The sequence below is a fragment of the Acidisoma sp. 7E03 genome, from assembly GCF_054665075.1.
This window is the reverse complement of sequence record NZ_BAAFHE010000002.1, coordinates 327,629-350,908: the sequence shown is the minus strand read 5'-3', so window position 1 is coordinate 350,908 and position 23,280 is coordinate 327,629. Positions and strand designations below refer to the sequence as shown.

General features: G+C 68.2%; 22 protein-coding genes. 14 read left to right on the top strand and 8 right to left on the bottom strand.

Going from position 1 to position 23,280, the window contains the following annotated elements; genetic code table 11:
* The first annotated feature begins 20 nt into the window (after nt 1–20).
* Nucleotides 21–1,058: an LLM class flavin-dependent oxidoreductase gene (locus ACYQ6W_RS04505; RefSeq protein ID WP_459673820.1), complete on the top strand. Its 1,038-nt coding sequence runs from the start codon at nt 21–23 to the stop codon at nt 1,056–1,058.
* Here ACYQ6W_RS04505 and hydA read toward each other — a convergent pair.
* A complete protein-coding gene (gene hydA / locus ACYQ6W_RS04500; protein ID WP_459673818.1) occupies nt 1,048–2,505 on the bottom strand; it encodes a dihydropyrimidinase in 1,458 nt (485 codons plus the stop codon). The genes ACYQ6W_RS04505 and hydA overlap by 11 nt on opposite strands.
* Nucleotides 2,506–2,582: 77 nt before the next feature.
* Nucleotides 2,583–3,158, bottom strand: coding sequence for a hypothetical protein (locus ACYQ6W_RS04495; RefSeq protein WP_459673817.1), 576 nt, complete (start codon nt 3,156–3,158; stop codon nt 2,583–2,585).
* 257 nt (nt 3,159–3,415) lie between these two features.
* Between ACYQ6W_RS04495 and ACYQ6W_RS04490 the strand changes: the two genes are divergently transcribed.
* From ACYQ6W_RS04490 to ACYQ6W_RS04475, 4 genes are all read left to right on the top strand, one after another.
* Nucleotides 3,416–5,671, top strand: a complete 2,256-nt coding sequence (locus ACYQ6W_RS04490; RefSeq protein ID WP_459673816.1) for a DUF6600 domain-containing protein — start codon at nt 3,416–3,418, stop codon at nt 5,669–5,671.
* 99 nt (nt 5,672–5,770) lie between these two features.
* Complete coding sequence (gnd, locus tag ACYQ6W_RS04485; RefSeq protein WP_459673815.1) at nt 5,771–6,784, top strand: phosphogluconate dehydrogenase (NAD(+)-dependent, decarboxylating); 1,014 nt, start codon at nt 5,771–5,773, stop codon at nt 6,782–6,784.
* A complete protein-coding gene (zwf, locus tag ACYQ6W_RS04480; RefSeq protein ID WP_459673814.1) occupies nt 6,781–8,313 on the top strand; it encodes a glucose-6-phosphate dehydrogenase in 1,533 nt (510 codons plus the stop codon). Before gnd ends, zwf begins: the two co-directional genes overlap by 4 nt.
* Entirely contained in the window at nt 8,298–9,077 is a 780-nt protein-coding gene (locus ACYQ6W_RS04475; protein WP_459673813.1) for an ROK family protein, read from the top strand. The genes zwf and ACYQ6W_RS04475 overlap by 16 nt, the downstream gene beginning before the upstream one ends.
* A gap of 82 nt (nt 9,078–9,159) precedes the next feature.
* On the opposite strand, the gene ACYQ6W_RS04470 is transcribed toward ACYQ6W_RS04475, so the two are convergent.
* Nucleotides 9,160–10,698, bottom strand: a complete 1,539-nt coding sequence (locus ACYQ6W_RS04470; RefSeq protein WP_459673812.1) for a TSCPD domain-containing protein — start codon at nt 10,696–10,698, stop codon at nt 9,160–9,162.
* A gap of 173 nt (nt 10,699–10,871) precedes the next feature.
* On the opposite strand from ACYQ6W_RS04470, the gene ACYQ6W_RS04465 reads away from it, so the two are divergent.
* The 5 genes from ACYQ6W_RS04465 (at nt 10,872) to ACYQ6W_RS04445 (ending at nt 13,999) form a co-directional block, all read left to right on the top strand.
* Nucleotides 10,872–11,243, top strand: a complete 372-nt coding sequence (locus ACYQ6W_RS04465) for an NADH:ubiquinone oxidoreductase subunit NDUFA12 (RefSeq protein WP_459673811.1) — start codon at nt 10,872–10,874, stop codon at nt 11,241–11,243.
* Between the two features lie 2 nt (nt 11,244–11,245).
* The gene (mlaD, locus tag ACYQ6W_RS04460; RefSeq protein ID WP_459673810.1) at nt 11,246–11,770 is read left to right on the top strand and encodes an outer membrane lipid asymmetry maintenance protein MlaD; all 525 of its coding nucleotides are present in this window, start codon (nt 11,246–11,248) and stop codon (nt 11,768–11,770) included.
* Complete coding sequence (locus tag ACYQ6W_RS04455; protein ID WP_459673809.1) at nt 11,767–12,024, top strand: hypothetical protein; 258 nt, start codon at nt 11,767–11,769, stop codon at nt 12,022–12,024. The genes mlaD and ACYQ6W_RS04455 overlap by 4 nt, the downstream gene beginning before the upstream one ends.
* Nucleotides 12,025–12,029: 5 nt before the next feature.
* Complete coding sequence (locus ACYQ6W_RS04450; RefSeq protein ID WP_459673808.1) at nt 12,030–12,623, top strand: DUF2155 domain-containing protein; 594 nt, start codon at nt 12,030–12,032, stop codon at nt 12,621–12,623.
* Nucleotides 12,624–12,919: 296 nt separating this feature from the next.
* Nucleotides 12,920–13,999 (top strand): OmpA family protein, encoded by a 1,080-nt coding sequence (locus ACYQ6W_RS04445; RefSeq protein ID WP_459673807.1) that lies wholly within the window; start codon nt 12,920–12,922, stop codon nt 13,997–13,999.
* A gap of 262 nt (nt 14,000–14,261) precedes the next feature.
* Here ACYQ6W_RS04445 and ACYQ6W_RS04440 read toward each other — a convergent pair whose 3' ends face one another.
* From ACYQ6W_RS04440 to ACYQ6W_RS04425, 4 genes are all read right to left on the bottom strand, one after another.
* Nucleotides 14,262–15,629, bottom strand: a complete 1,368-nt coding sequence (locus ACYQ6W_RS04440; RefSeq protein ID WP_459673806.1) for an MFS transporter — start codon at nt 15,627–15,629, stop codon at nt 14,262–14,264.
* A gap of 78 nt (nt 15,630–15,707) precedes the next feature.
* Nucleotides 15,708–17,207 carry a sensor histidine kinase gene (locus ACYQ6W_RS04435; protein WP_459673805.1) on the bottom strand — a complete coding sequence of 500 codons (1,500 nt, stop codon included), beginning with the start codon at nt 17,205–17,207 and terminating at the stop codon, nt 15,708–15,710.
* Between the two features lie 25 nt (nt 17,208–17,232).
* Nucleotides 17,233–17,919: a response regulator transcription factor gene (locus ACYQ6W_RS04430; RefSeq protein ID WP_459673804.1), complete on the bottom strand. Its 687-nt coding sequence runs from the start codon at nt 17,917–17,919 to the stop codon at nt 17,233–17,235.
* A gap of 57 nt (nt 17,920–17,976) precedes the next feature.
* Entirely contained in the window at nt 17,977–19,068 is a 1,092-nt protein-coding gene (locus ACYQ6W_RS04425) for a S1C family serine protease (protein ID WP_459673803.1), read from the bottom strand.
* Between the two features lie 205 nt (nt 19,069–19,273).
* Between ACYQ6W_RS04425 and ACYQ6W_RS04420 the strand changes: the two genes are divergently transcribed.
* Nucleotides 19,274–19,618, top strand: a complete 345-nt coding sequence (locus ACYQ6W_RS04420) for a tRNA-binding protein (protein WP_459674052.1) — start codon at nt 19,274–19,276, stop codon at nt 19,616–19,618.
* Nucleotides 19,618–20,109, top strand: a complete 492-nt coding sequence (gene gpt / locus ACYQ6W_RS04415; protein WP_459673802.1) for a xanthine phosphoribosyltransferase — start codon at nt 19,618–19,620, stop codon at nt 20,107–20,109. The genes ACYQ6W_RS04420 and gpt overlap by 1 nt, the downstream gene beginning before the upstream one ends.
* A gap of 6 nt (nt 20,110–20,115) precedes the next feature.
* Here the strand turns inward: gpt and ACYQ6W_RS04410 are convergent, their stop codons facing one another.
* Nucleotides 20,116–21,330, bottom strand: coding sequence for a UbiH/UbiF/VisC/COQ6 family ubiquinone biosynthesis hydroxylase (locus ACYQ6W_RS04410; protein WP_459673801.1), 1,215 nt, complete (start codon nt 21,328–21,330; stop codon nt 20,116–20,118).
* A gap of 258 nt (nt 21,331–21,588) precedes the next feature.
* On the opposite strand from ACYQ6W_RS04410, the gene ACYQ6W_RS04405 reads away from it, so the two are divergent.
* Together ACYQ6W_RS04405 and ACYQ6W_RS04400 are read left to right on the top strand one after the other, a co-directional pair.
* Nucleotides 21,589–21,927, top strand: coding sequence for a P-II family nitrogen regulator (locus ACYQ6W_RS04405; protein WP_459674051.1), 339 nt, complete (start codon nt 21,589–21,591; stop codon nt 21,925–21,927).
* A gap of 83 nt (nt 21,928–22,010) precedes the next feature.
* Nucleotides 22,011–23,276, top strand: a complete 1,266-nt coding sequence (locus ACYQ6W_RS04400; protein ID WP_459674050.1) for an ammonium transporter — start codon at nt 22,011–22,013, stop codon at nt 23,274–23,276.
* The last annotated feature ends 4 nt before the right edge of the window (nt 23,277–23,280 follow it).

The following is a 23,280-nucleotide window of genomic DNA, read 5'->3' as shown; positions in this document are numbered from 1 at the left end:
CCTGCCCAGGTTATCGTTCGATGAGCATCGAACCTTCCGCCCTCCGGATCAGCATCCTCGACCAGGCGCCGATCGCTGCCAACCGCACCGGCGGCGACGCGCTGCGCCAGGTGCTGGATCTCGCGCGGCTCGCCGACCGGTCGGGCTTCCACCGCTTCTGGATCGCCGAGCACCACGCGACGCCGGGCCTCGCCTCCGCCAGCCCGGAAGTGCTGCTCGGGCCCGTCGCCATGGTGACGGAGCGGCTGCGCCTCGGCACCGGTGGAATCATGCTGCCCCACTACAGCCCCTTTAAGGTGGCCGAGACTTTCAGCATGCTGGCCGGGATGTTCCCTGGCCGGATCGACCTTGGCCTCGGCCGCGCCCCTGGCTCGGACGGTCGCACCGCCTACGCGCTTCAGCGCGACCGGCGGGAACGCGCGCCGGACGACTTCCCGCAGGCGCTCGCCGAGCTGATCGGTTATCTCGACGGCACGATCCCTGAGAGCCATCCCTTCGCCTATCTGCAGAAGACCCTGCCCGGCGGGGCCGAAAAGCCGGTTCCCTGGCTGCTGGGCACCTCGCCGGACAGTGCGGCCTGGGCCGCCGAACTCGGCCTGCCCTACTGCGTCGCGGACTTTATCAATCCGCAGGGCGCCGATCTCGCTCACCAGTACCGCCAGGCCTTCAGGCCCAATCCCGCGCGCGGGATGACGGAGCCCCAGGTCATGGTCGCCGTCTGGTCGATTACGGCGGAGAGCGAAGCCGAAGCGGAGCGGCTGGCCGCCTCTTCGCGCATGCTTTTCCGGCTGCTGCATCGCGGGCAGCTGATCGCCGTGCCCTCACCTGAAGAGGCCATCCGCTTTCTGGGCGAGGATCAGGCGCTCGCGCCCTCACGCTCGCGCCGCCTGGTGCTCGGGACCCAGGATCAGGTGCGCGCGGGTCTCGAAGCAGTCGCCGCCGCGTATGGCGCGCAGGAGATGATGGTGGTCAACATCCTCTACGACCACGCGGCACGGCTTCGCTCCTATGCGCTTCTCGCCGAAGCTTTCGGCCTCGCCGCGCCCGTCACAGCATGAGAGAGGCGGCGTCGAAGCCGTTGGGCAACACGCCGCGCGGGCGGATGAGGTCATAGGCGCCGCGCGGCAGGAAGCGCGCCGTACCCGGCTCCGCCGTCACCACGTCCTCCCGCATCACCACGCGGCCACGGGCGAGCGTCATCTGCGGCCAGCCCTGAACCTCCATCCCCTCATAGGGCGTGTAGTCGATGGCGTGCTGCATCAGGGCATTGGTCAGCGTCACCCGGCGGCCGGCATCCCACAGCACGAGATCGGCATCCGCGCCCGGGGCGATGGTGCCCTTGCGTGGATAGAGGCCGAACATCTTCGCCGGATTGACGGCGGTCAGGCGCACGAAGGTCTGGACGTCGATGCGGCCTTTGGAAACGCCTTCGCTGAACACCAGGGGCAGCCGCGCCGCGAGCCCCGGCACGCCGTTCGGAATCTGCGTGAAGGGCGCCTCGGTTCCGTTTTTCTGCTTGCCCTTTCCCGGCGCATAGAAGCTGTGGCCGCTGTGGTCGGAGGAGATCACGTCGATCGTGCCAGCGCGGATCGCCTCCCACAATCCTGCCGTTTCCGCCGGGCCGCGCGGCGCCGGGCTGCAAATGAACTTCGCCCCCTCGAAGCCGGGCCGGTCCATGTCGGAGGCCTGCAGCACGAGATATTGCGGGCAGGTTTCCCCCCAGACCTTGAGGCCGCGCGCCTGGGCGGCGGCGATTTCGGCGGCGGGCTCAGGCCCCGAGACGTGAAAGATCTGGATCGGCTGGTCCACGAGTTCGGCGAGCGCGATGGCCCGATGCGTCGCCTCCCGCTCCACGACCGTCGGCCGCGCCCAGGCGTGGTATTTGGGCGCGGTGAGCCCTGCCTTGAGCAGCGCCTCCGTCAGCCAGCCGATCGCGTCGTAATTCTCGGCATGAACGGTGACGAGGGCACCGGCGCGCCGCGCCGCCGCCAGCACGCGCAGATACTGCCGGTCGTCGATCCGCACGTCGTCATAGGTGAGGAAGACCTTCAGGCTGCGGATGCCCGACGCGACGACGGCCGGAATGTCTTCCGTGACGACGGCATCGAAGGGATCGTTGATGATCTGGTGGAAGCCGTAGTCCACCATGCCGCGCTGTGCGCGGCGATGATATTCCTCCACCACGGGGCCGAGGCGCTGGCCCTTCCATTGCGCGGCGAAGGTGATGACGCTGGTGGTGCCCCCGGCGAAACAGGCGCGCGACGCGTGGGTGAAGCTGTCCTCGTAGGATGAGCCGTCCGGCTCGAGCTGCTCGATGTGGCAGTGCGTGTCTACGCCACCGGGGAGAACCAGCAGGCCATCGGCGTCGATGACCTCGGCGCCGCCGGTCGCCAGGTCGAGGCCGACGGCGGCGATGGTTTCTCCACGAATGCCGATATCGGCCCGGACGGTATCGCTTCCGGTAACGATCACGCCGCCGCGGATCACGCGATCAAAATCAGGCACGGCTTACCCCCGAGGCTGCGGTGAACTGGATACAGTGCACCGCACTTTCCACCGGGCCGCAAGCGCGGCACCCACCCTCAGTGACTGTAGCCGCGCTGGCTGGGCGCGCCCGCCTGCGGCGGAGGAGGAAGAACCGGTCCGCCGGCGCCCCCGCGCTGGGAGGGCGGGGGCGGAGTGGGCGCGCCGCCGCCATGCCATCCGCCGCCACCGCCCCCACCACCGGGAGGCGGAGGAGGCCGACCGCCGCCCCCATTCCAGCCGCCGGGAGGCGGCGGTGGATGACCGCCACCACCGTTCCAGCCACCAGGGGGCGGAGGCGGACGGCCACCGCCGCCATTCCATCCGCCAGGGGGCGGGGGCGGATGTCCGCCGCCGTTCCAGCCCCCGCCACCCCAGCCGCCGGGGGGCGGCGGGCGGCCATACCAGCCGTCACCCCCTCCTCCCCAGTAGCCCCCGCCACCGCCGATCACGACGCCGGAGCTGTAGCCCGGGCCGTAATAGCCCGGCGCATAGCCATAGCTCGGCGCGTAGGTGCCGTAGGTTTGGCCATAACCGTAGCTTCCCGAGTCTTCGGGATAGTAGCAGCCGGCAAGCGCCACCACGGCGATGCCGGCGAGGCTCAGGCGGGCCAGACGGAACAGTGTCACGCTCATCACCAAGCCTCCGACGGTCGAACGATGGGGATGTGTTCAGCCTCGAAGATGGGAAGGGACTGGGGCTTTTTCAGGCCAAACGCGCGGCGGCGCCGGGGCAATACAAGCGGGGCGCGCCGCTTGGGCGCTGCGCCATCAACTGTCCGTGAGCCTTCTTAATGCCACAAGGCAAGGCCGGATTCCGCCTCAAATGAGGCCCACCGAAAACGGCCCGCCGGCGCGGGCATCGTTGTTCGAGGAACTGCAAGGCATCATCGATGAGCGAACTCTTCAAATGGTCGTTGCTTCCGACGGTGGTCGCGAGCGCCGGTCTTCTGGTTGCCGATCTCGGCGCGGTGAGGCCTGCCTATGCGCAGACAACGCCGCCGGCCCCGCCGGGCGCGGAAGCACCGCAACCTGCCGAAGCGGGCGACCCGCCGGCGCGCGTCGGCTGGCTGTCCAACCTCTCGGGCTCGGTCTCCTTTCACGCCGCGAGCCAGGACCAGTGGGCAACGGCGACACAGAACTACCCCTTCGCGACGGGCGACGCGGTGTGGACGCAGCCGCAGGCCCAGGCCTCGATCATGATCGATGCCAGCCGCATCGCACTCAACGGCGGGACCGAGCTGACGGCGCAGGAGCTTGACCAGACGACGCTGAGCGCCGAGCTGTCCCAGGGCGAAGTCTTCCTCAACTTGGTCGCGATGCAGCCCGGGCAGAGCGTGGTGATCGCCACCCCCCGCGGCACCGTCCAGATCACGAGCAATGGCCGCTACGATCTCTATGCCGGTGACGAGAGCACGCCGACCTATGTGACGGTCGTCACCGGTGCCGCGCAGTTCACGCCACTCGGCGGCAACACGCCGCAGACCATCGGCCCGCAGCAGACGCTGGTCGTCTCGGGCACCAATCCGGTGCAGACACAACTGGGCGCCTTGCAGCAGGACCCGTTCCTGACCAGCATGCTGCAGCAGATCGCGCCGCCCCCGCCGCCCACGGCGGTCGCGCCACCGCCCGTGGTTTCTCAGATGACGGGTGCGACGGTGCTCTCCCAATACGGCAGCTGGTCCAGCGAGCCGCAGGTCGGCACCGTCTGGTTCCCGCAGGTGGCGTCCTCCTGGGTGCCCTATCGCGATGGCCGCTGGGCCTATGTGCAGCCCTGGGGTTGGACCTGGGTAGACAACTCACCCTGGGGCTTCGCGCCCTTCCATTACGGACGCTGGTCGCAGTTCGACGGCCGCTGGGGCTGGGTGCCGGCACCCGCGGAAGCCGAGGTGAACTACGCCGAGTACCGGCCCGTCTACGCGCCTGCGCTCGTCACCTTCCTCGGCGTGGCCGCCGGCATCGCCACGGCCGGCGCCTTCTCCTCTGGCGACATCGGCTGGGCGCCGCTCGGGCTACGTGACCCCTACTATCCGCCCTATCGCGTGCCGCCGCGCTACTTCAACGCGTACAACCGGCCCTTCGTGCAGAACTACAATCAGTTCTACCAGCGCAACGTCACGGTGGTGAACAACCGGGTGACCTATCGCAACGTCCAAATCAACAACATCAACACCGTGAACAATTACGGCGGTGGCCCCGGCCAGGGCTTCGCCCAGCGGGGTGCGACCTTCGTCCCGCGCGAGGCGATGCTCGCCTCCCGTCCGATTCAGACGGTCGCGCGTCCGCTGCCGCAAAATGCGCGCATCGAAGCCTTCCATCCGGGCGCGCCGCAGGCCGCCCTGCCCCGTCCGACCGCGGCGACCTGGGGCGTGACCCCGGCGATGGCGCAGCGCGAGCATCTGCCGGCGGCGCCGGCCGGCGCCGCCCCGCGCGGTCCCGCGCCGGGGCCGGCCATTCGGCCCGAGGCTGCCCATCTTGCCCCGGGCGCACGGCCGGCACCGCCGCCCTTGGTTCAGCGCGCTGCCGAACGTCCCGAATTCCATCCTGGGCCCGCCGCCCACGGCGCACCGATGCCGGGGGCGGGACAACCTGGCGCCGGACAGCCGGGGGCGGCGCGGCCCCAGGCTCTGCCGCCGCTCACCCATGGCGAGGCCGCACCCGCGCCGGGCAACCGCCCGGGCGAGCCGCGCGGTCCGCAGCCGGGTCCCGCTCAGGCGCCGCGGGGCGAAGCCGCGGGTACTCCAGCCCCCCGACCGCCAGGCAGCCCGGCACCGCATGAGCAAGGGCAGCAGCATGGGCCGGCGCCGCAGGCGCCACGCCCGGCCTTCGAGGCGCATCCTGCGAACGCGCCGCAAGCGCCGCATCCGGCGCCACAGCCCCAGGCGCCTCGCCCCGCGCCGCTGATGCAAGCGCCTCGCGCGCAGGCCCCGCGCGTGGAAGCACCGCGCGTGGAAGCGCCTCGTCAGGCCCCCCAGGCCCCACGGCCGGCGCCCCAGATGCAGGCCCCGCGTCCGGCGCCTCGGGTCGAAGCGCCCAGACCGGCGCCCCGGGTTGAAGCGCCCCGCCCGGCGCCGCAGGCCCCACGCCCCGCACCGCATCCGGCACCCCAGGGCCATGGGCAGCCGGAAAACGTAAAGCCGCCGAAATAGTCGGCAGCCGCCCAAGGCGCGCAGGCGGAGATACACGAAACTGTACCCCGCCTGCCGCTGGCCTCCGCCTCCTCATCACGATATCGTCCGCCGCGAACAGTGCCAGAGGAGGCTCGAATGCAGCTTGGTATGATCGGCTTGGGACGTATGGGCGGCAACATTGCCCGCCGCCTGATGAAGAACGGCCACGAGGTGGCGGTCTTCGACGTCAATGCCGCGAGCGTGGACGCTCTCGCCAAGGAGAAGGCGATCCCGGCGCATTCGTTGCAGGACCTCGTACAGTCCCTCGCCAAGCCGCGGGCCATCTGGGTCATGCTGCCGGCCGGCGACATCACCGAGCACACGATCGAAACCCTCACCGGCATGCTCGAAGCGGGCGACATCATCATCGACGGCGGCAACACCTTCTATAAGGACGACATCCGCCGCGCGAAGGCGCTGAAGGAGAAGAACCTCCACTACGTCGACGTCGGCACCTCTGGCGGCGTCTGGGGCGTGGAGCGCGGCTACTGCATGATGATCGGCGGCGAGAAGGCGATCGTCGATCATCTCGATCCGATCTTCGCGACCCTGGCACCTGGCCTCGGCGACATTCCGCGCACGCCGGACTTCACGGGCGATAGCCGGGCCGAGCACGGCTACATCCATGCCGGCCCCGCCGGCGCCGGGCATTTCGTGAAGATGGTTCACAACGGCATCGAATACGGCCTGATGCAGGCCTATGCCGAAGGCTTCGACATCATGCGCGGCAAGAACTCCGACAAGCTGCCGGCCGACGAGCGTTACAGCCTCGATCTCGGTGACATCGCCGAAGTCTGGCGCCGCGGCAGCGTCGTCTCCTCCTGGCTGCTCGACCTCACCGCGATGTCGCTGAACGAAAGCCCGAACCTCGACGAGTTCACCGGCAAGGTGGACGATTCCGGCGAAGGCCGTTGGACGATCAACGCAGCCATCGAAGAAGCGGTGTCTGCCGAAGTGCTCACCGCCGCGCTCTTCGCGCGCTTCCGCAGCCGCATCGACAACAGCTTCGGCGAGAAGCTGCTCTCCGCGATGCGCAACAAGTTCGGCGGCCATGTCGAAGGGCACAGCTTCGCGCCCGTGGTGAAGGAATGAGCGCCGGGGGCACCAGCCCCCGCACGCCGCCCAAGGCACCATCCTGCGCGATGGTGATCTTCGGCGCGGCGGGGGATCTGACGAAGCGTCTCGTCGTGCCGGCCCTGTACAATCTGTCCTGCTCCGGCCTGCTGCCCGACAATTTCGCGCTCGTCGGCGTCGATCTCGTCCAGCAGGACGCGGCAACCTGGCGGGCCAGCCTGCATGACTTCCTGCTCTCGACCCTCAAGAAGGGTGGCGAGGGCACGGAACCAGGCGAGTCCTTCAACGAAGAGGCCTGGAACCGCCTCGGCTGCTGCATGACCTATATGGCGGGCAACCTCTCGGAGGATCAGAGCTTCGAGGCGCTCAGCGACCATCTCGAAGAGCTCGATCGGCAGCATAACCTCGGCGGCAACGTGCTGTTCTATCTCGCCGTCGCCGAACGCTTCTTCGGCCCCACCGTCGAGCATCTCGGCCGCGCCGGCCTCACCGTGGAAGCCGGCGAGTCCTGGCGCCGCGTGGTGATCGAAAAGCCCTTCGGCCACGACCTCGCCTCCGCCATCGCCCTCGACAAGCAGGTGCTGTCCGTCCTCAAGGAAGATCAGGTCTACCGGATCGACCATTTCCTCGGGAAGGAGACGGTTCAGAACATCATGGCGCTCCGCTTCGCGAATGGGCTCTTCGAGCCCATGTGGAACCGCGACCGGATCGACCACGTGCAGATCACCGTCGCCGAGACGGTGGGCGTGGAACGGCGCGGCAAGTTCTACGAAGCGACCGGCGCGCTACGGGACATGGTGCCGAACCACGTCTTCCAGCTGCTCGCGATGACGGCGATGGAAGCGCCCGCTGCCTTCGATGCGGAATCGATCCGCGCCAAGAAGGCGGAGGTCTTCACCTCGATGCATGAGCTGTCGCCGGACGATGCAGTGCGCGGCCAGTATGGCGCGGGCACCATCAACGGCCAGGCAGTGCAGGGCTATCGCGCGGAGCCGGACGTCTCGCCCCATAGCGGGACGGAAACCTTCGTCGCCATGAAGCTCGGCATCGACAATTGGCGCTGGGCGGGCGTGCCCTTCTACTTGCGCACCGGCAAGCGGATGAGCAAGCGCAAGACGGAGATCGCCATCCGCTTCAAGGAAGCGCCCTTCGCGATGTTCCGCGACACGCGGGTGGATGCGCTCGGCGACAACTGGCTGATCCTGTCGATCCAGCCGGAGGAAGGCATCCGCCTGCAGTTCAACGCGAAGCGTCCTGGCCCGACGCTGACTTTCGAGCGCGTCGCCATGGACTTCAAATATGACGACTGGTTCAAGCAGGCGCCGGCCACCGGCTACGAAACGCTGATCTTCGACTGCTTCATCGGCGACGCCACGCTGTTCCAGCGCGCCGACCAGTTGGAGACGGCCTGGAAGATCGTGCAGCCCGTGGTCGACGCCTGGGCGAAGCACGACGCCGCCTTCCCGAACTATGCGGCGGGTTCGGCGGGGCCTGAGGAAGCGAACGAGTTGCTGGAGCGGGAGGGACGCTTTTGGCTGCCGATCTGACGCAAGGGGCGACGCCGGCCGAAGAGCCGCCGGTGCAGAACATTCTGTCCATCGACATCGGTGGCACGGGGCTGAAAGCCTCCGTGATCGACCGTCACGGCACGATGATCGCCGACAAGGTGCGGGTGCCCACTCCGCACCCCGCGCCGCCCGGCGTGCTGGTGGAAGCAATCGCCAATCTGGTGAAGCCGCTGCCGCATTTCGACCGCGTGGCGATCGGCTTTCCGGGTGCGGTGCGCGGCAACATCATCCTCACCGCGCCGCATCTCGGAGAGGAAGTCTGGCACGGGGTCGATCTCGCGGCCCTCGTGTCCCAGCGTCTGGGCGGCGTTCCGGCCAAGATCGTCAACGACGCCGAGATGCAGGGACTTGCGGTCATCAAGGGCGAAGGCCTGGAGTTCATCTTGACGCTCGGCACCGGTTGCGGAACCGGAATCTTTTATAATGGGGAGCTTGCGCCGCATCTCGAACTGTCGACCCATCCGGTGCACAAGAAATACACCTACGACACCTATGTCGGGAACGAAGCCTTCGAGGCGGTCGGCAAGAAGCGCTGGAACAAGCGGGTCGAGCGCGTCATCCGACTGCTGCGCGCGCTGACGCATTTCGACCATCTCTACATCGGCGGCGGCAACTCCAAGCACGTGACGCTGGATCTGCCGACCTCCGTCTCGCTCGTCTCGAACGAGGCTGGGATCGACGGCGGTGCCGCACTCTGGTCCCCGCGGCGCGGCCGGCATCCGGAATACGACATCGGCCGCTGAAACTCGCCTGAGGGTTTTCTGAGGTAGACGACACCGCGCGGCGCCATCGGCACCGCGCGGTTTTCGTTCGTGACGAGCCGCCTCAGGCGACGAGGCGAATGCGGCGGCGGCGCGCTTCCGGCGTCTCCTCCGGCCAGTCGAGCGGCAGGGTCGGCTCGTCGTCGCGCGCCATCTGGGCCGCCGTCGCCGCGATCTCCTCCGGCTCCGGCAGGCTCTGCCCCAGCTGTGCGTGGGCCAGGTGGCGGAAGACATAGTCGATGATCGAGGTGGCGGAGCGGACCGCAGGGTCGCCCTCGACCGGTCCGGCGACCCCGAAGCGGCTACCGACGAAGGCATCCACGAAGGGTTCCAGCGGCACGCCATGCTGAAGCGCGATGCTGACGGCGGTCGCGAAGGCCTCCATCAGCGCGCGATAGGCCGGGGTTTCACGCTGCAGGGTGATGCCGATCTCACCCAAACGCCCATCCGCATAGTCCGCCGTCTGCAGATACAGGCGATGACCACCGACGGTCACCTTCTGCATGGTGCCGCTGCGGCGACGCGGCAGTTCCACCGGCACGGCCGGCACGGGAGAGACGGGCGCGGCGGCCGGCGTCTCGCCTCGCCGGCGCAGCGACTGTGCAGCAGGGGCCGGCAGCGGCAGAATGGGGGCGAGTGCGGCGTGCATCGCCGCTTGCGCGGTGGGGCCGGCAACGGCCAGCGGCGTCTCCCCCGCAAGCTGCGCGGCCAGGGCCGCTTCCGCGGAGAGACCGCGGGCGGCGAGCAGCCCGCGGGCGGCGCGCGTCAGGCCGCCCTCGGGGCTGACGCGCGCGAAGGCAGGCGCATAGCCGGTGGTCTCGACGCCGAGCAGGACTTCGGCCTCGTCGGCCGGGGTCAGCGCGGCCACCATGTCATGTGCGCAGCCGGGCAAGCCGGCGGCCGCGTGGAAGGCGGCTTCGGCGGCGCCCGCGAGCCCAGCCGGCGCCAGGCCCATGACGGGGGCAGACCAAACGTCCGGCAGGATTTGCGGACCCGCAGCATCGGACAGCCGCGCAGAGGCGCATTCCGCCCGGCCGCGCAGCACCGCCGCGATGGCGACTGCGACATCCCGCGCGGCCGGGCTCGCGTAATCCAGCCCGAGAAGCGCTAGCAGCCCGTCGAGATCGGCGAAGCCCACGGCGATGCGCCGCGCGCCGGGACGCAGCAGGGCGAGCGTCAACGCGGCGGTCTCGGCCGCATCGCCGAAGGCCTCATGGTCAAACCCGCTCTCGGCATCGTGGAAGGCCGGCAGGTTGAGCACGAAACGCGGAATGCCCGCAGTCGCGACGGCCGCGTCGCGCCAGAGGGCGGCACCCGGCGCACCGCGGCGGCGGATCACCATATCGTGCAGAGCGCGACCGAAGGCGGCCTCGGTCGCCACCCCTGCGGCCGCCGCACGCTCGGCCGCGCGTGTGATCCAGGCATCCGCCCGCTCGGCGAGGCTCACCCGTCGCGCGCCCGCAGGGGCGAGAGCCGCGAGGGCTGACGCCGCCTGCACGCCCCAGCTCGTCGGCAAAAGCACCGGAATCGTCTCCGAATCCGGGTCGGGCGCAGCCTCGACCCATGTCAGACGAATGCCAGCCCAGGCTTTGCTCGTTCTCATGAGCCCAGACTAATTCATCCGGACGGCGCGCGAAAGCATGATCTAGCGGTGCGCCGCAGGCTCCACCACAATCTCTGGGCTTATCCACAAGACGGCACGCCTGCACCTGTGGCGGGCCAGAGGCCGGCACGCGCCCGATGGACCAGCGCCCGGCCATCGCCTATAGGAGGGGCATGAAACTCGCGAAGATCGGCTACATCGGCACATCCCTCTTCACGCGCTTCCGCGGCCGTGCGGTGGGCCAGGATGGCTTCGGCAACCGCTACTTCGAGGAGAAGTCGGCCGTGCGTGGACGGCGCAACCGCCGCTGGGTGGTCTATGCCGGGCCGATCGAGGCGACCACGGTGCCGCCCGAATGGCACGCCTGGCTGCACTACACGACCGACGCCCCCCTGCCCGAAACGGCGCGGCTTCCATGGATGAAGCCGCATCTGCCGAACCGCACCGGCACGCCTTATGCCTATCGTCCGCCCGGGCATGATCTGAGCGGCGGTCGCAGGCACCGGGCTACCGGTGACTACGACGCTTGGACGCCGGGAGAATAAGGGTGGCGCGGCGCAACGCCGCCGAGATCCTGGCGGGCTTCATCGTTCTGGTCGTGGCGGCGGGCTTCCTCGCCTATGCCCTGGCCACATCGGGCACCGCCGGCGTTCCCGGCTATCAGGTTTCCGCGGAGTTCGACCGGATCGACGGGCTCGCCGTCGGCTCGGACGTGCGCATGGCGGGTGTGAAGATCGGCACCGTCACGGCGACCTCCATCGACCCCAAGACCTATCTCGCGACGGTGGATTTCACCGTGCAGAAGGACATCGCCCTGCCGACCGACAGCAGCGCGGCGATCGCCAGCCAGAGCCTGCTGGGCGGCAAGTATCTCGCTCTGGTGCCCGGTGGCTCCGAGACGATGATCAAGCCGGGCGGGCACATCACCGTCACCCAAGGGTCCGTCAGCCTCGAAGATCTTCTCGGCAAGTTCATCTTCAGCGTGACCGATCTCGTCTCCTCCCTCAAGAAGGGAGGTGAGAACGGCGGCGCGAACGGGACCGGTGGCAAGACCCAGGGCAGCACGCCGTGACGGCCGCGGCGGTACCCGCTCTGCCCGCGGAGCCTGCGGCCGATCTGTGGCCCACGGCGGAGGGCGGCCGCATCGACTGCCGCGAAAAGCTGCGCACCTTGCGCGAAAACCATGACGAGCTAAGCCAGACCTTGCGGGACTGCTTCGAGGATGCCGTGCTGATGGGGGTGGACGAGCGCGCCCTGCGCCACCTCCTGCATGCGATGGTCGACGGGCTGCGCGACCCTCGCCTGGCGCGCGGCCAGGACCGCTGACCGCGATGCGTAGGACGCGCCTGCTCGGCCGTGTTTTCGGCGTGCTCGCCGGCAGCGGCCTGTTCTTCGCGTCCGGTCTCGTGGCCCTGGCGCAATCCCAGAACCCGTCTCAGGACAGCGGCAGCCAGACCATCCAGGGGACGCCCCTCGCCCCGCCGCCCAACACCAGTGCGGATCCGATGCCGGCGCCCGGTGGGTCCGCGGCCGGAACGCCGCAGGCGGCGGGCGAGGCGCCCACCCCGCCCGCGCCCGAACCCCCGCCGGGCACCAACAACCCCGGCACCCCAGCCTCCTCCGACTGGGTGCAAAAGAGCCACGCCGACCTGATCCTGCTCGACAAGATCTACGGCAATGCGCGCAGCCTGCAGGCGACGGTGGGCACACCCTTCCAGGTCCGCTCTCTGACCATCACCCTGCTCGCCTGCTGGACGCGCCCGCCCACCCTGCCGCCGGATTCGGCCGCCTTCATCCAGGTTGTGGATTCGCATGCACCGGCCGGCGCGCCGCCGGAATTCCGTGGCTGGATCTTCGCCGCCGAGCCGGGACTGTCCGGTGTGACCGACGCGACGACGGACGTCTCCGTCAAGGGCTGCTCCTGACGGGACAGGAGTTTTCACTTCACGCGTTAGTGTTTCAGACGTGCCGGAGTGCCTCTATCTCACATCTTTCGCCGCCAATCGCGGCATGTGTAAAAGCCCTTATCTTGTCAGCGGCTTTATGAATTATCCCCAGTTTGGCATTTCTGTTGCTTTTTTGTCACTGTGTGACGGAAACGCAGCGGCAGGACTGGGAAAGCCTGAAGAAAATGGTAGATTTGGCGAACCGAACAGCAGGCAACGCCTACGCGCGACCGCCCAGGCTGAATGGTATGCGTCGGTCAAAGAGGAGAATGAGAATGAAGCTCCGCAGCGCGCTTATGGCGGCGACTGTGTTGGCGGTACCGGCTCTCGCCCTTCCCACCATGGCGAAGGCCCAGCCGATCACTGGTCTCTATGTCGGCGCTGGTGCCGGCTACGACTATCAGGCGACCCAGAAGATGACCAGTGGCCCGGGTGGCCTCGGTGGCAGCCGCGCTTTCTATAAGGGCGGTTTTGCGGGCGAGGCGAGCGTCGGTTACGGCCTCGGCAACGGTCTCCGCTTCGAAGTCGAGGGTGTGTATCTCCGTGCCAGCGACAAGCAGCTGAAGCCGGGTTACATCGCGCCCAAGTATGACTTCCATGGCTACACCCAGAAGTACGGCGGCTTCGTGAACGCCCTGTACGACATCGATGTCGGCCTGCCCTACTTCTACCCGTATGTCGGCGCTGGCGTCGGCTACCTGTGGACCGGCATGCCGTCCTCCGCGATCACCGAAGCCGGTGTGAGCAGCATCAGCGACACCGCTGGCAGCTTCGCCTACCAGGGCATTGCGGGCTTCTCGGTTCCCATCCCGCCGGCTCCGGGCCTGTCGCTGACGGCTCAGTACGAGTACATCGGGCAGACCGCGAAGGAGAAGTTCAACGGCGTCTACAACGGCACGCCCGCGACCTTCGAAATGGGCCCGGCCGTCAACCAGACCATCATGGTTGGCCTGCGCTATGCCTTCAACACGCCGTCCCCGCCGCCCCCGCCGCCGGCTCCGGTCGTGGCTCCGGCTCCGGCTCCGGCCCGTACCTACCTCGTCTTCTTCGACTGGGATAAGTACAACCTGACGCCGCGCGCCAAGGAGATCATTGCCGAGGCGGCCGCGAACTCCACGCACGTGCAGTACACGCAGATCCAGGTCAACGGCTACACCGACACGTCGGGCACGGCCTCCTACAACATGGGTCTTTCCATCCGCCGCGCGAAGAGCGTCCAGGCTCAGCTGATCGCCGACGGCGTTCCGGCTTCCGCGATCTCCATCGCGGGCTATGGCGACACCCACCTGCTGGTTCCGACCGGCCCGGGCGTTCGCGAGCCGCAGAACCGCCGCGTCGAAATCATCATCAAGTAATTTCCCTTCCGGAAATTACCGCCGTGATGGAGGGCGCCCCGCGAGGGGCGCCCTTTTCGTTTGTGGAGACGGCGCCCGTTCCGTGCGGCTGCCACCGTGCGTCGGCGTCAGGCCTCGCACATGAACCATCCGGCCGCCTCGTCATCTCGACCTAAGGCCTGCCGCCCGCGGGAAGATCGCCGTGGCACGCGGGGATGAGGAAGCTTCAAGGAAGGACTAACCTGCTGGGGGGCACCAGGGTGAACGGCGAGAGCCGGGAGGGTCAGCCAGCGATCTCCTCCAGCGACCGGTGGCGCGTGCGCGGGCCCAGCAGGCCGGTCGCCGCGATCACCACCACCATGCTGCCGGCGATCAGCACGAAGACGCCCGGCACGCCGAAGCCACGCAGGGTGAAGGCGATGACGAAGGCCATGAAGACGACGGAAAGACGGCTCCAGGAATAGACGAAACCGACGGCGACCGCGCGAATGCGGGTGGGGTACAGCTCCGCCTGGTAGCTGTGGAAGGCGAAGGACAGCACGTTGTTCGCGACCGTCACGAGCACGCCGAAGAGGATGACGGCGGCCGGACTGCCCACCGTACCGAAGCAGAGGCCAAAAATCGCGACCGCCGCTGCCGCCAGCATGACCAGCGTCTTCCGCTCCACCGCATCGGCCAGCCGGTAGAAGAGTAGCGGCGCCACCGGCGCGGCAAGCGCGATGACGAAGGTATATTCCAGGCTGTGCGTCACCGTGACGCCGCGATGGATCAGCAGCGTCGGCACCCAGTTGGCAAAGCCGTAGTAGCCGACGGCCTGAAACACGTTGAACAGGATCAGCATGATGGTGCGGGGCAGATAGGCCCGGCCCCAGATTTCCCGCAGCTGCCCGCGGGCGAGGGGCACGTCCTGCGCCCCCGCGGCAGGCGTGATCGCGGCCGCCTGGCTGCCGCCCCCTTCAATCCAGGTGACGATGCGGTCCGCCTCCGCCAGCCGGCCCTGGGCCGCGAGCCAGCGCGGGCTTTCCGGCAGCGGCCGGCGCAGGAACCAGACGAAGACGGCGCCCACCGCCCCGATCAGCACGAGCCAGCGCCAGCCGTCGAAGCCCAGCGGCGCCTGCGGCACCAGCCACCAGGCCAGCGCCGCGGCGACGGGCAGAATGGCGAACTGGATCGCCGCATTGACGACGAAAGCGCGCCCTCTCAGAGCCTTGGGCATCAGCTCGGAAATGTAGGTGTCGATCGTCACCAGTTCGACGCCGATGCCGATTCCGGCGAGCAGGCGCCAGAGGTTGATGGCCTCGGCGCTGGTCTGAAACGCCATCACCAGCGTGCAGAGGCTGTACCAGATCAGCGAGACGGTGAAGATCAGCCGCCGGCCGAAGCGGTCCGCCACGAAGCCGAACAGGAGGGTGCCGATGAAGAGGCCGATGAAGAAGGCGGCGACGAAGCTCGCGATGCCATTGTTGCCGAAGAAACCGGCTGTGGTCGCGGTGAAGAGGTGGCTGCGCACCAGACCGGGCGCGATGTAGCCCGTCAGGAAGAGGTCGAAATATTCGAAACAACCGCCGAGCGAGAGCAGCACCACCAGCATCCAGACCCGGCGGTTCCCCGGCATGGCATCCAGCCGGGCGGCGATGGTCGCAGCAGTCATGGCGCTCTCCCTCTGCTCCAGCTCTCGCGGCGGGCCGGGATGTAGATCATGGGCCGCCGCCGAAGGCCAGGGTCGGGCTCAGCACTCCGGTGCGGCGGCGGGCGGGCTCGTCTCCATGGCGGCCGCGGGCCGCTCCGTCTTGGCCAGGCGGCGGCTGGCGCTGAACTCCGCCGGCAGGGACAGTACCGCGCGAACGCCGGGATGGTTGTCCTGCATCTGCAGGGTGCCGCCGTGCAGCTGCACCACGGCCTGCACGAGCGACAGGCCAAGGCCCGACCCCGGCGTGCTGCGGGCGCTTTCACCCCGATAGAAGCGCTCGGTGACACGGGCGCGATCCTCGGGCGGGATGCCGGGCCCGGAATCCGCCACCACCACTTCGATCCGGTCCCCCAGGCGACGGGCGCCGAGGAGAATGGGCTTGCCGGACGGCGAGAACTTCAGGGCATTTTCGAGAAGATTGGCGACCGCCTGCTGCAGCAGGTCCCGGTCGCCAAAGATCGGCAAGGGCGCCTTGGCCAGCAGGTCGATCTGCTGGCCCTGCTCCTCCGCCGCCGCACCATAGAGCTCGTGCATGTCGGCCAGCAGCTCATAGAGGTCGAGCGAAGCGAAGGCAGAGCGCCGCGCCCCGGCCTCGATCTCGGCGATGCGCAGCAGCCCCTGGAAGACGGAGACGATGCCGTCGAGATCGGAGGTCGCCCGCTCGACCGCGGCATGCAGGTCGCTCGCATCCCGCGCATGCAGCGCCGCATCTTCCAGCCGGGCGCGCGCCCGGGTGATCGGCGTCCGCAGATCATGCGCGATGGCGTTGGAGACCTGGCGCACGCCGTCCATCAGCCGCGCGATGCGGTCCAGCATGTCATTGATGGTTTCGGCCAGCCGGTCGAACTCGTCCCCCCGGCCGGAGATGCGCACGCGGTTGGAAAGGTCCCCGCGCGAAATGGCGTTCGCGGTGGCCGAGACGTCAGCGAGGCTGCGGCGAAACAGGCTCTGAATGGCGATGGCGCCGGCGATGCCGAGGACGACCATGACGAGCACGGCCCAAAGCAGCCCAGCGGTCAGCAGCGAGCGGAGCTTGGCACGCGAGCCCACGTCGCGGCCGATGAGCAGATGGAAGTTGCCCGGCAGATCATAGCGCCGCAGCCGGGCCAGGGCCTGATGGTCGCCGCGCTGCACGGTGAGCTCGAACCAGGAATCGGCGCCCGAAACCTCCTTCGGCCAAGCCGCGAGATTGCCCGCGATGGGATGCAGGTCACCGTCCACCAGAAGATAGATGGCGTTCTCATCGACGTTCTGAGACAGGCGATCCTGAATTGTCAGGATCAGCGCCGGAATGCCGCCTTCCTGGTAGCGTTCGCCGAGCCCCTGCGCATCGGCGTTGATCGCCGCCTCCACTTGGCGATTGAGGAGACCGGCCGTCGCCCACCAGAGGAAGATCGCGAGCGCGACCGCGCTCAGCCCGAAGATGATGGCGTAGAGGGCTGCGAAGCGCAGGCCTGCCGAGCGCAACAGCGGGCTGTCGCGCAGCTCGGCCAGGGACGGCAGGCGCGGCCGGCGCAGATGGGGTCGTCTCAGCGGCATCCGCCCTCACCCGGCCGCATAAGCCTCAGCCCTCGGTATCCGGCCGCATGATATAGCCGGCGTTGCGCACGGTATGCAGCAGCGGCTTCGGGAAGGGTTTGTCCACCTTCTGGCGCAGCCGCGACACGTGCACGTCGATCACGTTGGTCTGCGGATCGAAATGATAGTCCCACACACCTTCGAGCAGCATGGTGCGCGTCACCACCTGGCCGGCATGGCGCATGAGATATTCCAGCAGGCGGTATTCGCGCGGCTGCAGGTCGATCTTCTGCCCGGCGCGCTTAACGCTCCGCGACAGCAGGTCCATCTCGAGATCACCGACGACGAGGCGCGTCACCGGGCTGTCGGATTTGCCGCGCCGGGTCAGCGCCTCGACCCGCGCCAGCAGCTCGGCGAAGGCGAAGGGCTTGGTGAGATAGTCGTCGCCGCCGGCCTTGAGGCCCTTCACCCGGTCGTCCACCTGGCCGAGGGCCGAAAGGAAGAGCACCGGCACCGTATTCTCCTGGGCGCGCAGCGTCTCCAGCAGGCGCAAGCCGTCCACGCCGCCTGGCAGCATACGGTCGAGGATGATTGCGTCGAACTGCTCGCTCGCCGCCATGAACAGCCCGTCCCGGCCGTTCGTCGCATGCTCGACCACATGATTGGCCTCGCGCAGGCCCTTCACCACGAAGCCCGCGACGTCGCGGTCGTCCTCGACCAGCAGAATGCGCATCTCAGAACTCCCTCACCTCATCCGTCTCGCGCGGCAGAGCCGCAGGTCGTACCGCCCTCATTGCGCTTCCGTCACCGGCCGCAACCCCACCACCACGTCCAGGCTGATCTTGCGCCCGTGGCGCATCACCGCGAGGCGTGCGTGCTGCCCAGGATGGATTTCTGCAATGGCGCGAATGAGCGACAGCGCCGTGTCGACGCTGCGTCCGTTCACCGAAAGCACGCGGTCTCCCACCCGGATACCGGCATGGGCCGCCGGGCCTCCCGGCTCCACGGTCGTCACTCGCACCCCGTCCGCGGCACCCGGGTCCTCGTCGGCGACGCCGACCCCGAGCCAGCCGCGGTCCAGATGGCCGCGCTTCTCGAGCTGCGCCACGATCGGCTGCACGATCTCGCTCGGGATCGCGAAGCCGATGCCGACGGAGCCACCCGTGGGCGAGATGATGGCCGTGTTCACGCCGACCACCTGGCCTGCCATGTCGAAGGCCGGGCCGCCGGAGTTGCCGGGATTGATCGGCGCATCGAGCTGCAGGAAGTCGTCGAAGGGGCCGCTCATGATGTCGCGCCCGCGCGCCGAGATGATGCCTGCCGTCACCGTGCTGCCGAGCCCGAAGGGATTGCCGGCAACAAGAATCCAGTCGCCGACCTCGACGTCATGCGAATTGCCCCACTCCACCGCGGTCAGTGGTGCGCGCGGCGTCACCTTGATCACCGCGATGTCGGTAAGCTGGTCGACGCCGAGAACCCGGGCCGGAAGCTGCGTGCCATCCGAAAGCGACACGGTGATCTTGCTCGCACCGTCCACCACGTGATCGTTGGTCACGATGATGCCCGAGGGATCGACGATGAAGCCCGAACCGGCACCGAAGACCTTCTGCCGGCCGTCCTTCGGCAAGGGTTCGCCGTCATCGGTCGTCGCATCCGGGCCCTGGTCGGCCGCGGCCGCCGCGGCGCTCTCCGTCACGGCGATGCTGACGACGGAGGGCACCACCTTCTTCGCAATGTTGCGGAAGCTCGGAAAGCCATTCTGTGCGAGCGCGCCGGGCGCCTGTGCGCAGCCGGTGAGCACGGCGAGCAGCAGCAAGGCCGCGCGCCGCAGCCCGAGGCGCAGGCGCGGCAGCTCGGCCTCGGGCGGTGACGGAAGGTTCATGACGCCATTCATCCGCTACTTCTTCTCACAGAAAGCCGCCGCTCGCCCAGAGCCGGGGCGGAAAACCCTTTGCAGTGTCCGAGCTTTAACCTCGCGTCATCCTGGGCGTCATCTGGCGCCCGCGTTTTCCCGAGTCTGGCATCGAAGCCGCACTTCACGGCATTCTGGCATCGGCCGTCGATTCGCCCTCAAGAGGATTCGGAGCATGGAAAGCGCCACCGTGAGCATCGAGGATTTCGAGCGGCTCGACATTCGCGTCGGCACGGTCGTGGATGCGCAGACCTTCCCCGAGGCGCGCAAACCAGCGATCAAGCTCTGGATTGATTTCGGCGGCGAGATCGGGGTCAAACGCTCTTCCGCTCAGATCACCGTACACTACGCGCCCGACCGGTTGATCGGCCGGCAGGTCTGCGCGGTGGTGAATTTTCCGTCGCGGCGCATCGGCCCATTCGTCAGCGAGGTCTTGACCTTGGGCCTTCCGGATGAACAAGGCGGCATCGTTCTGATCCGGCCGGATTTCAAGGTGCCGGACGGCGGGAGACTTTTCTGATGGCACAGCAGTACTACACCGTCACCTGGGACCAGCTGCATCGCGACGCGCGCGCGCTCGCCTGGCGGCTGATCGATGCCGGCCCCTGGAAAGGCATCGTCGCGGTCACCCGCGGCGGGCTGATCCCGGCCGCCATCATTGCGCGCGAGCTGGAATGCCGCCTGATCGAAAGCGTCTCGGTCGAGACCTATCAGGAAGAGCAGATCGGCCGCCCGGTGGTGACCAAGGCGCCGACCGCGGCCGGTGACGGCGAAGGCTTCCTCATCGTCGACGATCTCGTCGATACCGGCACCACGGCGCGCGTCGTGCGGGCGCTGATGCCCAAGGCGCATTTCGCGACCGTCTATGCCAAGCCCGCCGGCAAGGACATCGTCGATACCTTCGTGACGGAAGTCAGCCAGAAGACCTGGATCCTCTTCCCCTGGGACACGGATGCGGCGCCGCAGTTCGTGGCGCCCATCGCCCGCGCGCCCAAGCCGGAAGCGGACTGAGGGCGCTCAGGACAGGCCCATCGCCCGCCGCATGAAGAAGCGCTTCACCGGCGGCAGGCGATGGACGGCGGCGATGCCGAGATCGCGCGCCAGCCGCACCGCCGGATTGTCGTTGCTGAACAGCCGGTCGAGCGCGTCGGTCGCCGCCAGCATGGCGAGATTGTCCGGCCGGCGCTGCCGCTGATAGCGGGCGAGCAACCCCGCCGCGCCGAGATCCTCGCCCGCCCCAGCTGCTTCCAGCAGCAGCTCGGACAGGACCATCACGTCACGCAGGCCGAGGTTGAAGCCCTGCCCCGCGATCGGATGGATGCCGTGGGCGGCGTCACCCACCAGCGCCATGCGGCGGTCGACGTAGCGCGTCGCCAGCAGCGCGGAGAGCGGATAGACCCAGCGGCGGCCCAGCAGGCGGATGCCGCCGAGCTGATCGCCCATCCGCCGCGCGACCTCGCGGGTGAAGGCCTCGGGCCCGAGGCGGGCAAGCGCCTCGGCAAGCGCCGTCTTTTCGGTAAAGACGATGGCGGAGACGTGCGGCGCCTCCGGCTGAGGGCCGAGCGGCAGCTGAGCGAAGGGGCCGCCGGGCAGGAAGTGCTCGAGCGCGCTGTTTTCGTGCGGCAGATCATGGGCGATGGCGCAGACCACGCCGCTTTGCCGGTAGGGGTAGCGAATGACCGGGATGCCGGCACTGCGGCGGAGCGGGCTCTGCCGCCCCTCGGCCCCGATCACGAGCGGTGCCTCGAAGCGCGCGCCGGTGGAGAGGGCGATGCGCACCACGTCCTCTCCCCGCTCGATGCGTGCCTCGGCGGGCGCTGCGAGGATGATGCCGCGCCCCTCGTGCAGGCGGCGGTTGAGGGCGACGCGGAGGGAGCGTGCTTCCACCATCCAGCCAAAGGGCCCGGTCTCATCCCCAAGCTCCCGACGGTCGAACTGGAGCGACAGGGGCGAGGGCGGCCGCCCGGGCTTGCCGTCCGTCACCTTGATCGTCTCGATCGGCCAGGGCTGCAGGGGCAGCGCGGACCACAGCCCCGCCTGCTCCAGCAGGGGCTGGCTGCCCGCCGCAATGGCATAGGCACGCCCGTCGAAATCCGGATTTTCCATGGGGGGAAGCGCCGCGCGATCGACCACGAGGACGCGCAGGCCGCCCTCTGCCAGACGGCAGGCCAACGATCCGCCGACGGGCCCTGCGCCCAGGATGCAAACGTCTACGCTCTCGTGCTCACTCATCATCCGCTCGTCCCGTTCGTCCGCGTCTATAAGCCGCTTCGGCACCGAGGCGAAACCTGCTCATCGTTTCGGCATCGGGCGCGTCCAGGCGATGCCTCAAAAAGAGGCAGGGCTCCCACTTCATGGAGAAACCTTAAGAAAAAGCGGCTTCACCGCCGTCATCACGTTCTTGGCACGGGTCTTGAATAGGACTCCCCCGTGATTGGAGCCCTCGCCACCAGGGCGGCCACGACGAAGCCACGAACAGAGGACGCCGACATGAAGTTGGTCATGGCCATTATCAAACCATTCAAGCTCGACGACGTGCGCGAGGCGCTGACGCCGCTCGGCGTTCAGGGTTTGACCGTCTCCGAAGTCAAGGGCTTCGGCCGCCAGAAGGGGCAGACGGAAATCTACCGCGGGGCGGAGTACCACGTGAACTTCCTCCCCAAGGTGAAGGTCGAGGTGGCCGTCCCCTCCGATCTCGCCGAGCAGGTGGTCGAAGCCATCATGAAGGCCGCCCATACGGGCAAGATCGGCGATGGCAAGATCTTCATCATGGATGTCGAGCGCGTCGTGCGGATCCGCACGGGCGAAGTCGACGCAGAAGCTCTTTGAAGGAAACCCGGATGACTGGACCATCCATGCAGCAGACCAAGAGTCCCCGGCGCCTCGCCCGGGCCCTTCCCCTCGCCTTGCCGATGCTCGCCCTCTCGGCACCGGCCTTCGCCGCCGACGCGCCGAAGATCGACACCGGCAACACCGCCTGGATGCTGACCTCCACGGCGCTGGTGCTGATGATGACCATTCCGGGTCTCGCGCTCTTCTATGCGGGCATGGTGCGCAAGAAGAACGTTCTCGCCACCATGATGCAGTCCTTCGCGATCTGCTGCCTCGTCACCATCGTCTGGTGCGTCGTCGGCTACAGCCTCGCCTTCACCACCGGCAATGCCTATGTCGGCGACCTCTCCCAGTTCATGCTGAAGGGCTTCGCCAAGACCTGGAACAATGACTTCCTCCTCGGCGGCACGGTCGACCAGACCATCCCCGAGAGCGTCTACATGATGTTCCAGATGACCTTCGCGATCATCACCCCGGCGCTGATCTGCGGCGCCTTCGCCGACCGCATGAAGTTCAGCGCCATGTGCATCTTCATGGTTCTGTGGTCGATCATCGTCTACAGCCCGGTCGCGCATTGGGTGTGGTCGACGACCGGCTGGGCCGGCGGCATGGGCGTGCTCGACTTCGCGGGCGGCACCGTGGTGCATATCAACGCGGGCGTCGCCGGCCTGATGTGTGCCCTCGTCCTCGGCAAGCGCGTCGGCTACGGCCACGACAACATGCACCCCTACAACGTCGGCTATGCCATGATCGGCGCGAGCCTGCTGTGGGTGGGCTGGTTCGGCTTCAATGCCGGCTCCGCCGTCGCCGCCAACGGCCGTGCGGGCATGGCCATGACCGCGACCCAGATCGCGACCGCCGCCGCCGCGCTCGGCTGGATGTTCGCCGAGTGGATGACCAAGGGTAAGCCGAGCCTGCTCGGTATCGTCTCCGGCGCCGTGGCCGGCCTCGTCGCCATCACCCCGGCGTCGGGCTTCGTGCTGCCGGGCCCCTCCATCATCATCGGCATCGCCGCCGGCGTGGGCTGCTACTTCTGCTCCACCACCGTGAAGAACTTCTTCGGCTACGACGACAGCCTCGACTGCTGGGGCGTGCACGGCATCGGCGGCATCATCGGCGCCCTGCTGACCGGCGTCTTCGCCTTCGGACCGCTCTATGGCGGCGCCGGCGGCAGCGCCCATCAGCTGCTGATCCAGTGCTACGGCGTCGGCGCGACCCTCATCTGGTCGGGCGGCATGTCCTTCATCCTGCTCAAGATCATCGACATGACGATCGGCCTGCGCATCACGCGGGACGAGGAAGTCGAGGGCATGGACATCACCCTGCACGGCGAACAGATCGTCTGATCGC